Below are 14,405 nucleotides of genomic sequence, written 5' to 3'. Positions count from 1 at the left end.
TAATCATGTAATATTAGCTATAATTTAAGGGGGTACAAAATGAATATAGGAAAAATTTTGGAAGAAGCTAGGAATGGTAAGTTACTTACTAAGGAAGAAGCAATTGCATTACTTAGAGTAAGGAATGATTCAGATGATTTTTATAAGATTTTATTCCTGGCTAATGAAATGACTCGTTCAGAATTTGGTAATAAGGGGGTAATATTTGCACAAATAGGCATAAATGCAGAACCCTGTTCTGTTAACTGCAAATTTTGTTCTATGGGAAAAAACCATTACTCCATGGAAAGCATCTGGCGCAAGGACATAAACACCATATTACAGGAAGTAGAAATTCTAATTGAAGAGGGTGTAGATGATATTTTTCTCATGACTACTGCAGATTATCCCATATCTGAATTCATTAATATAGCAAAAGAAGTAAAAGAAAAACTGCCGCATAATATAAGGTTTGTTGCTAATATAGGGGATTTTGACTATGACACAGCATTAAAACTGAAAGAAACAGGTTTTACCGGCGTATACCATATCAACAGATTAAGGGAAGGAATTGATACAACAGTTAGTCCTAAAACAAGGATTAAAACTCTTGATGCTGTAAAAAAAGCAGGACTGGAATTATATTATTGTGTCGAACCTATTGGCCCAGAGCATGGATATGAAGAACTTGCGGTAGAAATGTTAAGAGCAAGGGAGTACGGTGTAGGAGTTATGGCAGTGATGAGAAGAATACCAGTCAAAGGTACACCATTATATGATAGAGGTCAGATTTCAGCAGTTGAGCTTACAAAAATAGCTGCTGTTGCTAGAATAGTTTCAAAGCCAAATAGGGCAATGAATGCACATGAAAGCACTCAAATGAGTTTAATTGGGGGAGTTAATCAGCTATATTGTGAAGTTGGGGCAAATCCAAGGGACAATTTATCCAATACGGAAAAAAATCGGGGCTTATCTGTAAAAATGGTAAAGCAGATGCTTATTGATGCAGATTATGAAGTATAACAATTAACATGATCTTAGGATATGGAGTGGAAACACAATGAACAATGATATAAAACTAATTATTGCATGTGAGGTCTTTAAGAATGAGTTAGAAAGCTTAAAAAGTGAAATCAGTGTTCCAATAATTTGGATAGAGCATTCTCTTCATAGCGTACCTAATAAACTTAGAAGGAAAATTCAAGAAGAGATAAACAAAGCGGAAAAAGAGATGGAACCTGGTAGTAAAGTGCTGCTGATGTTCGGAAACTGTGGTGGTGCTTTGAATGAACTACATACAAATATGCTTCATCTGATTTATCCCGAAGTACCGGATTGTACACCTATTCTGCTAGGATCCATGGGAAAATATACTGAATTACAGAATCATAGACCGGGAACCTATTATTTTAATAACTCATGGATTGAGTCAGGTAATAATCCCTTGGACAAAAACAGAGAGTATGCTCTGAAATATGGAGAAGAATTAGCCTGGGAGCTTTCTAATGAAATTTACAAAAATTATACACATTTTACACTCATCAATAATGGATGCTATAACATTGAAAAGTCAAGAGAGTTTGTGAAAGAATCTTGCAGGCAGTTTAATAAAGAATATTCAGAGGAAATGGGTAGTTTGGAATTTATAGCTGACATACTGAATAATCGCTGCAGAATGGTACACATATTGCCTGATAGTGAAAAAGAGGAAAATGAGTTTGAAAAAGAAGTAAATGTTACAGAGATTAACAGCAAAAAACACTCAGAGGGCTTATTATTAGGTGTTGATACTGGAGGCACATATACAGATGGAGTCATATTAGATTTAAATACAAAAAGTGTGGTTAGCACATATAAAAGCATAACTACTCACTACGATTTAACTGTAGGCATAAAAAGAGTTATTGAAAATATAGTAAAGAATGTTAATACAAGAGAAATAAGAATGGTTTCAATATCAACTACATTGGCTACTAATATGATGGTAGAGGGTAAAGGCGGAAGAGTGGCTTTGATTCTTGTAGGATATGATAGGGAAATAATAAAAAAGTATAATTTTTATAAAGATTTTTCTACTGATATTTATGGTTTTTTCACAGGTGGCCATGATGTAAAAGGAAAAGAAAAGGCAGAGGTTGATATAGAGGAAATTAAAGAATTCGTTAATAAATATAAAAACAAGGTTGATGCATTTGCCGTATCTTCATATTTCTCAGTTTATAATCCGTCTCATGAACAATTGATAAAAAAATCTATCAAGGAAATAACGGACAAGCCTGTAGTATGCGGACATGAGTTATCAGGGCAATTAAACGCAGTTAAAAGAGCTGCTACAACAGTTATAAATGCAAAGTTAATTCCTGCAATCAATAGATTGATAGAAGATATAAAAAGCGTAATGAGAGAAAAAGAAATTACAGCTCCTCTATACATTGTCAAAGGAGATGGCTCTATAGTCTCAGCAGAAGTCGCAAAAGAAAAACCCATTGAGACCATATTATCAGGACCTGCGGCTAGTGCAATAGGGGCAAGAGCCCTTACGGAAAAAGATGATTGTGTTATTGTTGATATGGGGGGTACTACAACAGATGTGGGCTTATATAAACAGGGTAAGCTGAAGTTAAATCCTTCTGGAATTAAAGTTGACCAAATATATACCCATGTACAAGCTATGGATATGGTAACTGCAGGGATAGGTGGTGATAGTAGCATACATTTCGGCATTAACAGAATAACTGTGGGACCTAAACGAATAATGCCATTATGTAGACTTGCATACAAGTTTCCTTGCGTCAAAGAGATTATAGAAGCTTTTTCATCAATGTATGTCAGTCCAGATCAGATACATGATTACATAGACTTTGTTTATATTGAAAGAATTGGTATTAAGTATACATCTGAAGACCCATTGGAAATAGAAATCATAAATGCAATAAAGGAAGCACCTCTTAATATACAGAGCTTAGCAAGTAAATTAAATACCACAATCGTTAAACTTAGAAAAAAAATCGAAAATCTATACAACAAGGGAATTATTGAATATGCAGGATTTACACCTACAGACATTGCACATTGTGAAGATTTTCTAAAAAAATGGGATATTGATACTTCCAAAAAGGCGTTAAAATTTATTTGCTTTAACTCAAGTTCAGATAAAGAAAAACTAATAACCAAAATAAAAAAGGAGATTAATAAAAAAATATTGAGCTGTATTTTTGATGTTTTAGGAGAGGAATATATAAATAATTGGAACTTGGAAGGTATAGTAAGTTCCATTGTACATCATAAAAAAGACGCTCTATTAAAGCTAAATCCTGAACTTTCTATACCTATTATAGCAGTTGGTGCACCAGCAGAGTTCTATATTAAAGAAATTGAGAACTATATAAAAACTGATGTAATTATACCAACCAATTATGATGTGGCCAATGCAGTAGGAGCGGTATCAGCCAATATATCCTTAAGATTAAAAGGGAAGGTTGAATGTGACAATAAGCTGGCGGAAAACCAAATATTCAGAGTGTATAGTTATTTAGGCATCAAAGAGTTTGCGAGCAAACAAGACGCTTATGATTTTTTTATAAACACAGGTAAAGACAAGCTTACTGCAGAAGCAAAAATCGCGGGGGCAGATGACATAATCATAAATGAATGGAAAGAAGAACAGGATGAGGATAGATATTTCTATCAGATGGATATAGAATTGATTGCCTTTGGAAGACCGATTTTAAGTAATGCATAGCTGTAAATTAAAATATATATTCAGAAAAGGAAGGTCGTTAAAATTGGAATTCTATTTATTTGGTGGATTTTTGGGATCAGGTAAAACTACATTGATGACATCATTGGCAAAAAATTTAGTTGAAGCTGAGAATAAGAAAGTTATGCTTATTGTAAACGATGTTGGAGATGTAGGCATCGATGCAAAACTTATGGAAAAACTTCACACCGATGTACATGAGCTTTTTGGAGGTTGTGTATGCGGACAAATAGGTAATTTGGCGAATATACTCAAAGGCTTAGGCAGCAAATATGTTGTAGATGTTGTTCTGATGGAAGCTTCTGGTATAGCACAGCCCCATCGTTTTATTGATACTATTCATAATTTATTACCTGAATCTTCAAGAGTTAAAGTTATAACATTGGCAGATGCAATTAGATGGTTTGACTTAATGGATGTACTAGAGCCGCTTATATCAAGCCAGATTAAGGCAGCAGATTATATCTTAATCAACAAATCCGATTCAGTGAATACTTATGTAATTAATGATATTACTGCAGATATAAAAAAGTTGAAAGCAGATGTTGACATATTACCCATTTCAGCCAATAAGCAAGGTGATATTATTAAGGTTGCAGAGGTGATAAAAAAATGCTAAAGGATCCTCAATTGACAGCATATTCCACAACAATAGAAATAGAATCAAATACAATACTATCAGCAGATTGTTGGAAAGAAGCCATAAGAATTTTTTTTGATTCTATAACTGAAGAAAGTAAAAAAGATAGAGATGTAATGATTGGTCATATAAAAGGTTTTGTGGAATTTAAAGATGCCGGTTACTGTTATTACTCAAATACAGGGAAAAATCAATACACAGAAATGAAGGGCAATGCATCCGGTAAAACAAACCAGGGAACATTGCATTTGAATGTGCTGATATACGGTCTCGGAAAAGAAAAGGTTAATAGGATTGTAATGCAAGCGATTGGTATAATTAATGAGAATTTAAATGCTTCATGCAATATTATGTAATGCCTTTAGATGTATAGAATGATTTAGATTAATAATTATAGAGGTGTTAGTGTGAACAAATTTGATTGGGATGCCAATGATTATAACAAGAATTCTTCGATGCAATATACACTGGCTAACGAGTTAATACCAAAGCTTGGACTCAAGGGAAACGAAAGGGTCTTGGATGTAGGTTGTGGAGATGGCAAAATTACTGCCGAGATTGCAAAACTACTACCGGATGGTTCAATAGTTGGAATTGATATATCTGAAGATATGATTAACTTTTCGAAGAAGAATTTTGCCTCACAAGGTATTAAGAATATTGATTTTATTGTAGATGATGCTACAAAAATGGATTTCTATGATGAATTTGATCTAATAGTATCATTTACATGTTTGCACTGGATAGAGGACCATGTTGCAGTTTTGAATAATGTACGAAAAGCCTTAAAAAACTCTGGAAGGTTATTCATGCAATGCGGTGGAAAAGGTAATATGCCTCATCTTATTGAAGCTTTATTAAATATAGCATCGAAAGATAAATGGAGTAAGTACTTTGAAAATTTCAATTTTCCGTGGTTCTTTTATGGGATAGATGAATATAACACTTGGTTGGAGCAAATTGGATTAATTAAAAAAAGAGTAGAACTAGTTCCAAAGGATATAGTGCATAAAGGTAAAGAAGGCCTGATGGGCTGGATAAGGACAACATGGATGCCTTATACAAGCAGGGTCCCAAAAGAGCTTCAAAGTAATTTTATTGAAGAAATTGTTGATTTATACATGATGGACAACCCTATTGATGATAAGGGACTACTGCATGTACATATGGTCAGATTGGAAGTCGAGGCTATTAAATTAGGAGTAGGGTAGGTGGCTATAATGGTAAAACTAACTGAATATGAGCAAAGGATGCTTAATGGAGAAATGGGGGAATTCAAGCAAAAGGCACTGCAATTCATTGTTAAATATGCAGAAGTACTTGGTGCCAATGAACTATGTAAGATAAGTAGGGCTACTGTATTCATTGGCGCTCAACATTATTTGGACTCTTTATCAACTGATAATTATGATGAAATTTTTTCAAAGTTTTATTTAAACAGTGAAAAGGAAATAAAAGTTGGCGAGTTTGCTAAAGACTGCATATGTCAGACATGTGCTGCTCCCTGTGATATCAATGATTATGAAACAGTACATTTGTCAAAGGAGTTTTTTGAAAAAAATAAACGATTCATGGAAATTACAAAAGAAGCAGGTGTAAGTATAGTTAATTCATGTACGCCTTACTATGTGGGTTGGCTTCCTCTAAAAGGAGAACATTTTGTAACTACAGAATCAAGCAATGTAGTTATGAGTAACTCATTGTTTGGTGCGTGCGGCAATGCAGACGGGATTGAAGCTGCTGTTTGTGCAGCCATATGCGGTAGAACTCCTCTATGGGGATACCATGTAAAAGAAAACAGATATGGAACAGTTGTATTTAACATTAAATGCCCTTCAGAATCAGTATATGATTGGGATATAATCGGATATACAATGGGAAGATTGCTGCCCCCACATGGAAAGCCAATAATAAATGGTAACTTTGAAATACCTAATATAAATAAATTAAGGCAGTGCTTTTCTTCTTTATCTACAACTAGCGGCGCTGAAATATGCCATGTTGTTGGGTTCACTCCAGAAGCTAGAACATTAGAAGATGCTTTAGGTGGGAAAAAACCTATTGAGGTTATTGATATAACATATAAAGATTATGAAGAATCCGTAAAAATGATTTGTGATGAAGGTTCCGGTGATATTGATTTAGTCAGCATAGGTTGCCCTCATTTGGCTCTTGATGAGATTAAGGAAATAGCAATGTACTTAAAGGGTAAAAAGATTAAGGAAAATGTTGAGTTGTGGATTTGGACCGATTATGCAATTCAGGCCATGGCTGATTTTAACGGGTACACAGATATTATCAAGGAGAGTGGAGCAAAGCTGCTAAACAGTTCATGCCCTATAGTGATGAGAGAAGAAAGTCATAAACACTCTAAAGGTATGGTAATGAATGGTGCCAAGCAGGCACATGGTATAAAATCTCAGACAAAGGTTCCTGTATATTTTGGAGATATATTCAAATGCATAGATGCAGCAATTAAAGGAAGGTGGGAGGCTTAGCAATGAAAAAAATCATACTGAAGGGAAGGCCAACTCATGGTGGAGTTGCAGAAGGTAAAGCTGTTGTCTGCCCTGATAGTATTGCTGGCAATAGTGGAGCTGTAGGTGATCTGGATGGGGTTATTCATGAAAATAGTAGTTCCAACAAAGGTGTATCAATTAAAGATACCATATTAGTACTTCCATGCGGCAAAGGTTCTACGGGTTTTTCTGCACACTTTAAATCTGCAAAACTTATGGGTATTTGTCCCGCTGGATGGGTCATCAAAAAAATGGATTCGAGATTAGGTGTAGCTGTTGCTTCTCTTGATGTACCTGCTGTATCTGATTTTGAAGAGGATGATCCTATGGAAGTAATTAGAACAGGAGATTGGGTAAAAATAGACGGTAGTACCGGAATTGTAGAAATCACACGGGAATAATGAGGTAACAAAGCACCGCCTTTCTTCATATTATGGTTAATATGAAGAAAGGCAGGTGCTTTTATGAACTATGCATTAATAATGTGCGGTGGTTCGGGAAGCCGCTTTTGGCCAAAGAGCAGAAAAGCTTATCCCAAGCAATTTTTGAATCCCTTAGGACCCCACACCATGATACAATCAACATTTTCAAGAATCAGCAATCTCATACCCGTTGAGAATATATATGTAGTGACCAATAATAATTATGTGGACATTATAAGACAACAGCTTCCGGAATTGGCAGAGGAAAATATTATATTGGAGCCTATGCAGAAGGAAACTGCCACATGTATAGGATACTCTGCCGTGAAGCTTTTGAAAAAGGATCCGGAAGCAATTATGATAGTGCTGCCTTCAGATCATCATATTGAAGATGAAAAAGAATTCATCAGAACCCTTCAGCAGGCACTCCTCATCGCAGAAAACAATAAAGCCTTAATAACCATAGGAGTAAAACCTACAAGACCTGAGACAGCCTATGGATATATTCAGGTAGGTAAAAAAATAGATGGTCAATGGCCTATAGATACCCACAAAGTAAAGAGGTTCACAGAAAAGCCTAACAAGGAAAAGGCTATAGAATTTGTTGAAGATGGAAGGTATCTATGGAATAGCGGTATATTTATATGGAAAGGTTCTTATCTTTTAAAACAGTATAAAAAGCATTTACCTGATATGTATGATTCTATGAAAAAAATCAGGGATGGTTTAGGCACTGATGAGGAAGATTCTATAATAGAAGAAGAATATAAGAAAATAGAGGGGATATCTATAGATTACGGCATCTTGGAAAAATCAAAAGATGTTTATGTTATTAAATGCAATTTCAAATGGGACGACATAGGCAATTGGACTGCTATGGAAAGATATATGGAGAAGGATGAGTGGGGAAACCAGGTAAGAGGAAGGTTTGTCCATATGGATTCCAGAGATTGTATTATATGTGGAGAGAAGAGACTTATAGCTGCCATAGGAGTCAATGATTTGATTGTGGTAGACACTGATGATGTGCTGCTATTATGCAGGCGCGAAAGAGATCAGGATATAAAGGAACTCCTCAATAAATTAAGCGATCATGTAGAATTTAAGGAATATGTATAATTGAAAAGTCGCTAGTCACTAGTCGCTGGACTTTGGGCTTTGGGCTTTGGTATTCCTTTTGGGTTAGCTGTTGGTCATGGCTTTAGATATTACTCTGGGGTTTCGGCTCGCGGCACGGGGCCCGCGGTATGGATTTAGGTATCCCTTTTCCGTCTTGGTTCACGGTACGTGGCATGAGTTATATATGAGTTATATATGCAAAAGGCAAATAGGTATCGTATTTATAACCTATTTGCCTTTATAAGTAAGAATTATTTTTCCATGGCTTCTTCATAAGCCCTGATGGTTTCAAGAGCTGTTTTTTTCCAGGAAAACTGATAGGCTCTTTTCATACCCTTCAATGATAGTTCTTGGCTCAAATTAGTATCTGTCAGCACATCATACATCGATTGGGCTAACTGATCCAAATCATATGGATTCACAAGAATAGCACCACCATCAACTATCTCTGGAATGGAGGTTACATTGGAAGTTATAACAGGTGTGCCGCAGGTCATTGCCTCAAGGGGAGGAAGTCCAAAACCTTCATAGAAGGACGGATAAACAAAAAGGCTTGCGCAATTATAAAACAAGGGTAGGTGTTCATAGGGGATATAACCTGCAAATACAACTCTCTCTTCAATGCCCAATTCCTTGACTTTTTTCTTCATTTCGTAATGATTATCCTTAGAAGAACCTAAAATCATCAGATCATAGCGACCAGGCAGCTCTTTGTATATGGCTTTATAGGCTTTCAACAAGCCATCCACGTTTTTCCTTGGGCTAAAGCCTCCGATATAAAGAATATAGTCCGTAGAATAGTTATATTTATGTTTCAGCAAATCCCAGGCAGCATCCTTATCCATATGCTTAAACATGCTGTCTGCTGCTAGATATATCACCTTTATTTTTTCTTCCGGTACATTAAAATATTTTATTATATCATTCTTTGAATACTGGGAAACCGTTATAATCAAATCTGATTTATCCAATATAAAGGGCATTTCTGTAGTAAATTTCTCAAGATAACTTTTGCCGCAAGTCTCAGGCATTGTATATGGTATAAGATCATGGACTGTAACCACATATTTGGAATACTTTTTAAAAGGGAGGCCAAGGCCGTTTTGGGGAAGGTGAAAAACATCCGGCTTCAGCCTCTTCAATCTTTTAGGCAAATAGCATTCATCCCAGAATTTTTTGTTCCTTTCACCGAACAAAATAACTTTAGTATTCTTTCTGTTGGCAAAATACTCATATCCTCCATTAGGCCAGAAAAAGCTATAAAAGTTTTCCTTATCAATGGCTTGAATATTTTCCATCAACCTCATAGTATATGTTCCTATGCCGGTACCGGCATATAGTTTTGCCCCTCTTACATCTATGCAAATATGCATGAACTCACCTCGTTTTTAAATCTTGAGTCTCAATCTAAATATACGGCGCAATATAATATATTATAATCATTATTCCTAAATTTTGTGACAGAGAAGTGAGCCATGGCAGTATCATAGAATTTATCCTAGCATAAGTCCATATAAGATTTTGCTACATTTTTAAAGCCGTTTTCCATCAATACATGATATACAATGCCTCTTATTTCATATGATGATGTATGATAGTTATCTTTTGTAACCTGTAAAAAAATCTTGTTAAATTGTTTAGCAAGGGCCTGTATATCTCCTTCATTCATGTAACAATCAACTTTACACTTGCAATTATCAATGCTTTTCTTGATCTTCTCCATGTCGAATTCCTGATAAGTACCATTCTTTTTTAAAACCAACATTCAAAAGACCCCCTTTGTATTTATAAGATCATATTACCAAATTTTTCACAAAGTCACAATAGATAACAAGTCATAAGCACAAACCCTAAACCCTCATGTCTTGCGCCAAATCCATCAGGGATACCCAAAGCATCCAGCCCGAGTCACGGGTCACGAGTCAGGACCCTAAAGGAATACCAAAATCCAGTGACTCGTGACACGAGACACGAGACAGGACCCCAAAGGAATACTCTAGAGAAAATCTCAGCTCTGAGCTCTGAGTTCTGAGCTCTGAGTTCTACTATTGTAACCCCCCTGAAGTCTCCCACATATAATGATATATATATCAACTATAAGGAGAGGCATTACGATGGACTGGCAATACGTAGAGGAGATATATGGATTCAAAATCATAAGTGAAGAAAAGGTTAGAAAAATTTATAAACTGAATACAACTAAGGGTATAAAATGCTTCAAAAGGGCCCATGTCCGGAGAAGTTATTTCCTTTTTGTATTCTCCGCAGTAAATTATCTGATAGATAAGGGTTTTACAGCTCCCATAGCTTATGATAAGACCTTGGCCAATGACATATGTATAGAAGATGGAGAATATATATATTATGCCTTGCCTTGGATTGAGAGCAGGCAGTGCAAGTTCAAAAAAAGAGAAGACTTAATAAAAGCAATTGAACTTTCTGCAGGGCTTCATAAAGCTTCAGTCGGTTTCAAGCCCCCTGAAGGATCGAAACCCAGAATATACTATGGAAAATGGCCTCAACACTTCAAAAAGAGACTAGACGAAATTAAGCTTTTTAAAGATATCATAGAAGCAAAAGAGAATAGAGATGAATTTGATGAAGCCTATTATCCTCTTATAGATTTTTTCATGGATCAAGGCTATGAAGCCATAGAGCTCTTAGAAAAGAGCAGCTATTATGACATTTCCCAAAGAGCTAAAGAAACAGGCGAGTTTTGTCACCATGATATGGCAGAGCATAATTTCCTCATTACCCCTTCGGGGGAGATGAGAATAATTGATTTTGACTACTGTATAATGGATACCAGGCTCCACGATGCTGCAAGCCTTGTAATCAGAAATATGAAGCATGGGGTGTGGGATATAGCCAAGGCAGATTTTATATTAAACCAATATTCAAAGCATCTTCCAATAGACCATGAAGGATTAGAAGTAATAAAATATTTTACACTTTTTCCCCAGGATTTCTGGCAGGTAGGACTTCAATATTATGTGGAAAAACAGCCTTGGACCATGGATAACTTCATGTCAAGACTCAATAATGTAAGAAAGGATTTTGAATTAAGACAAAATTTCCTTAAAGAGTTTCTCAGGCTTTAACAATAATTAGAGGTGATGTTTATGGGAAAAAGCAGTAATCGCAAAGATAGCAGAATGCCGGATGACGAGAGATATTATTCACAATCTCCTTCGGAAGATGTGGATTTTTACAAGAGAAGGATAGATGAATTGGAAGATGAAATAAAGATGCTGAAAAAGCTTGTAAAAAAGAGAGAGAAATATGAGGAACTATTGAGGGAGAAAGAACAATTAGTCAATAAGAGGCTTAAGGGCAGAAAGAGGTGATAGGGTGTCTGGAAAGCATGGGAAGTTTAAGCGAAGGGAAATAAGAGACTTAATACAAAAGGAATATGAACTTAAGATTCATAACATGCATGAAGGAGATAAAGGAATTCTGATCTATACAAATAAGGGAAACAAGATTTTTAAAAGGGTAAAAAAGGATGAAGCTCAAGTGCTCTTTATTGCTTCAGCCTATAATCATATAAAGAACAGAGGCTTTACAAATATTTCATCCCTGTGCAAAACTCGGGACGATAAATACTATACCCGATATGATGGGAATCTATATGTTCTGGAAGACAGCATGAAAGGCAAGAATTTCTCAATAGCATCTGAAGAAGGCGGAAGAAAAATCGGAGAAATATTGGCCAGATTTCATATTGCAGCGGATAACTTTATACCTGTCACCGGCAGCAGAGCAAAGGTGGATTGGGGCAGATGGATAGACAAAATCAAGGTACAATCTGTTAGACTTAAAAAATTTAAGGAAATTGCTCAAGAGAAGTCTCTTAGAACAAAAATAGATAATATGTTCCTCAAGCATGCAGACCAATACATCAAAAAAGCAGAAGAGGCATATATATTGTTAAGGAACAGCTGTTATATGGAAAAGGTCTATAAAGCCATGCAGACAAATCAGCTGTGCCATAAAACCTTTAAGAAGCATTCCTTGATACTTCTTGATGATGGCGACATTTTCGTAACTACCATGGAAAACTGCAGCTATGATATTATCGAAACGGATTTGGTATCCCTTATGGAAAGCTGTATAGGAAGCAAAGCTTTGCCTTATCTGGAAAGCGTTATCCAAGGTTATTCCTGCATAAAGCCTCTTGATGCCGACTCAATAAACATAATAAGAGCATTGCTTCTGCAGCCCGGTAGGTTCTATAAAATAGTGAACAGATATTATGGAAAGAAAAGGAACTATAATGAATATGAGCTTATAAAGAAGATGGAAAGAAGCCTCAGAAAAGAAGAAAGAAGGAATGAAATAGCAAAGAAGCTTGAGGAAGTGATTAAATGACCATTGATACATTCATAATAGAAAATAAGCAGAAAGACAGAGAGATACTTTCTGATTATAATTTGGATCTGGAACTTTTCAACTTGTTAGGCTTAGATGTTACAGATATAGTTCCTGTGAGGAATATTTTCCGAATAACCACACCAAAAGGTATGTTTTCTCTTAAGAGGGTAATATACCAAAAAGAAGAAATGGACTTCATAATGTCTGCGGTAGAACACTTAAGAAAAAATGGTTTTGAAAATGTGATGGAGTATATGACTAAAGATGATGGAAGCTTGTTTTATGAATATGATGGTGAAAAGTACTATCTCACCAAATGGGTAGACGGCAGAGAGTTGGATTACCTTAATCCAATAGATCTGAAATCAGCAACCCATCTACTTAGCCAGATGCATAAAGCTTCACAAGGCTTTGACATGTCTATAGCTCCTGAGTCTAGAAACTTCCTGGGAAAATGGCCTGAAAACTTCAAAGAGCGGATATCAGAGATGAATGAAATGAAGTTCAGAGCATTATTAAAAAAAGGTAGAGCCCACTTTGATAAGATATATCTGGAATTTGTGGATATGTGCCTGGAGGACGCTCATAGAGCCCGGAAGCTTCTCATGGATTCCCCCTATGAGGAACTAGTAAGCAAGGCAAAGGAAGAAAGTGGATTTATACATCATGATTATGCCCACCACAACCTGATACAATCCTTTGATGGCAAGCTTTATGTTTTGGATTTCGATTATTGCGCTGTAGATATAAGGATTCATGACTTAGGAAGTCTAATAATCAGAAATATGAAAAAGACGGGATGGGACATAGACAAGGCCTTATATATTATAGAATGCTACGATAAAGAAAGTCCCATAAGCAATGATGAATTGAAGGTGCTTGTGCCCTTCTTCCTCTTTCCCCAGGACTTCTGGCAGATATCCAGGCAATACTATATAGAAAAGAAGGATTGGGGAGATAGAGACTACTTAGACAAGATGAATACCAAGTCCCAGTACACAATATCCAGGAGGGAGTTCATAGAAGAATTCGAAAAGCGAATCTAAGAACATCAAAAGCTCAAAGCCGACACTTTCAAGTGCCGGCTCTATTTTTACTCAGATCTCTGTTCTCTGAGCTCTAAAACCCCGTACCCCGTGTCAAGACGCAAAAGGAATTCCCTAATACTAGAGACTAGCGACAAAAGACTAGAGACTGACCCAAAAGAATACCCTGGAGTAAATCTGAGTTCATAGCTCAATATCCTAAAGAAATACCCAAGGTTATGACCGGTGACCAGCGACCGACAACCAATGACTGATTTATAGCTAAAGGTACAAATGAATCGTCCTTTGTTGTGGGGAAAATTGAATTTTATAAATTTCTATTGACACAATACTAAAACAGAGGTATTATTAAGCTAATATATTACGTAATACGAAATATTCGGGTGATGAATCAATGTTTGACTTGGATAATATTATAGATATATTTATAGATAATCTTAAAAAGCTTTTCTTTCCTGAGGAATGGATAGAGCTCGATATGAAATTGTCCAAAACCGAGGTTTTCAGCATCCTGTATCTGGATAAAAGGAAAGAAATCACCATGAC

The 14,405-nt window shown here is 35.8% G+C and carries 14 protein-coding genes; 12 read left to right on the top strand and 2 right to left on the bottom strand.

The features are described from left to right. Positions 1-39 precede the first annotated feature (39 nt). The 8 genes from ACESM9_RS03185 to ACESM9_RS03150 all read left to right on the top strand — a co-directional run bounded on the left by ACESM9_RS03185 (position 40) and on the right by ACESM9_RS03150 (position 8,439). A complete protein-coding gene (locus ACESM9_RS03185; RefSeq protein WP_372995216.1) occupies positions 40-1,002 on the top strand; it encodes a radical SAM protein in 963 nt (320 codons plus the stop codon). A 37-nt stretch (positions 1,003-1,039) separates the two neighbouring features. After that, entirely contained in the window at positions 1,040-3,721 is a 2,682-nt protein-coding gene (locus tag ACESM9_RS03180; RefSeq protein ID WP_372995214.1) for a hydantoinase/oxoprolinase family protein, read from the top strand. 43 nt (positions 3,722-3,764) lie between these two features. Then, the gene (locus ACESM9_RS03175; RefSeq protein WP_372995212.1) at positions 3,765-4,358 is read left to right on the top strand and encodes a GTP-binding protein; all 594 of its coding nucleotides are present in this window, start codon (positions 3,765-3,767) and stop codon (positions 4,356-4,358) included. Further along, complete coding sequence (locus tag ACESM9_RS03170; protein ID WP_372995210.1) at positions 4,352-4,735, top strand: hypothetical protein; 384 nt, start codon at positions 4,352-4,354, stop codon at positions 4,733-4,735. Before ACESM9_RS03175 ends, ACESM9_RS03170 begins: the two co-directional genes overlap by 7 nt. Before the next feature lie 51 nt (positions 4,736-4,786). Continuing rightward, on the top strand, positions 4,787-5,590 hold the full coding sequence (locus ACESM9_RS03165; protein WP_372995208.1) for a class I SAM-dependent methyltransferase: 804 nt from the start codon (positions 4,787-4,789) through the stop codon (positions 5,588-5,590). Between the two features lie 9 nt (positions 5,591-5,599). After that, positions 5,600-6,877 (top strand): aconitase X, encoded by a 1,278-nt coding sequence (locus ACESM9_RS03160; protein ID WP_372995268.1) that lies wholly within the window; start codon positions 5,600-5,602, stop codon positions 6,875-6,877. Positions 6,878-6,879: 2 nt separating this feature from the next. Continuing rightward, positions 6,880-7,299, top strand: a complete 420-nt coding sequence (locus ACESM9_RS03155) for an aconitase X swivel domain-containing protein (RefSeq protein WP_372995206.1) — start codon at positions 6,880-6,882, stop codon at positions 7,297-7,299. 63 nt (positions 7,300-7,362) lie between these two features. Continuing rightward, entirely contained in the window at positions 7,363-8,439 is a 1,077-nt protein-coding gene (locus tag ACESM9_RS03150; protein WP_372995204.1) for a mannose-1-phosphate guanylyltransferase, read from the top strand. A 251-nt stretch (positions 8,440-8,690) separates the two neighbouring features. Here ACESM9_RS03150 and ACESM9_RS03145 read toward each other — a convergent pair whose 3' ends face one another. Together ACESM9_RS03145 and ACESM9_RS03140 are read right to left on the bottom strand one after the other, a co-directional pair. Continuing rightward, the gene (locus ACESM9_RS03145) at positions 8,691-9,812 is read right to left on the bottom strand and encodes a glycosyltransferase family 4 protein (protein ID WP_372995202.1); all 1,122 of its coding nucleotides are present in this window, start codon (positions 9,810-9,812) and stop codon (positions 8,691-8,693) included. A 125-nt stretch (positions 9,813-9,937) separates the two neighbouring features. Next, positions 9,938-10,204, bottom strand: coding sequence for an ATP cone domain-containing protein (locus ACESM9_RS03140; protein WP_372995200.1), 267 nt, complete (start codon positions 10,202-10,204; stop codon positions 9,938-9,940). Between the two features lie 349 nt (positions 10,205-10,553). Between ACESM9_RS03140 and ACESM9_RS03135 the strand changes: the two genes are divergently transcribed. From ACESM9_RS03135 to ACESM9_RS03120, 4 genes are read left to right on the top strand one after another with little or no spacing between them, the layout of a single operon-like run. Then, on the top strand, positions 10,554-11,540 hold the full coding sequence (locus ACESM9_RS03135; RefSeq protein ID WP_372995198.1) for a CotS family spore coat protein: 987 nt from the start codon (positions 10,554-10,556) through the stop codon (positions 11,538-11,540). Positions 11,541-11,561: 21 nt separating this feature from the next. Further along, positions 11,562-11,786 carry a hypothetical protein gene (locus ACESM9_RS03130; protein ID WP_372995196.1) on the top strand — a complete coding sequence of 75 codons (225 nt, stop codon included), beginning with the start codon at positions 11,562-11,564 and terminating at the stop codon, positions 11,784-11,786. Positions 11,787-11,790: 4 nt separating this feature from the next. Next, a complete protein-coding gene (locus tag ACESM9_RS03125; RefSeq protein ID WP_372995194.1) occupies positions 11,791-12,810 on the top strand; it encodes a CotS family spore coat protein in 1,020 nt (339 codons plus the stop codon). Further along, on the top strand, positions 12,807-13,859 hold the full coding sequence (locus ACESM9_RS03120; protein ID WP_372995192.1) for a CotS family spore coat protein: 1,053 nt from the start codon (positions 12,807-12,809) through the stop codon (positions 13,857-13,859). The genes ACESM9_RS03125 and ACESM9_RS03120 overlap by 4 nt, the downstream gene beginning before the upstream one ends. Positions 13,860-14,405: the final 546 nt, after the last annotated feature.

Origin of the sequence: Lutispora sp. (genome assembly GCF_041687175.1) — a bacterium.
GTDB lineage: Bacteria > Bacillota > Clostridia > Lutisporales > Lutisporaceae > Lutispora.
Note: the sequence above shows the minus strand (reverse complement) of the source record. Positions and strands in the feature narration are given on the sequence as shown.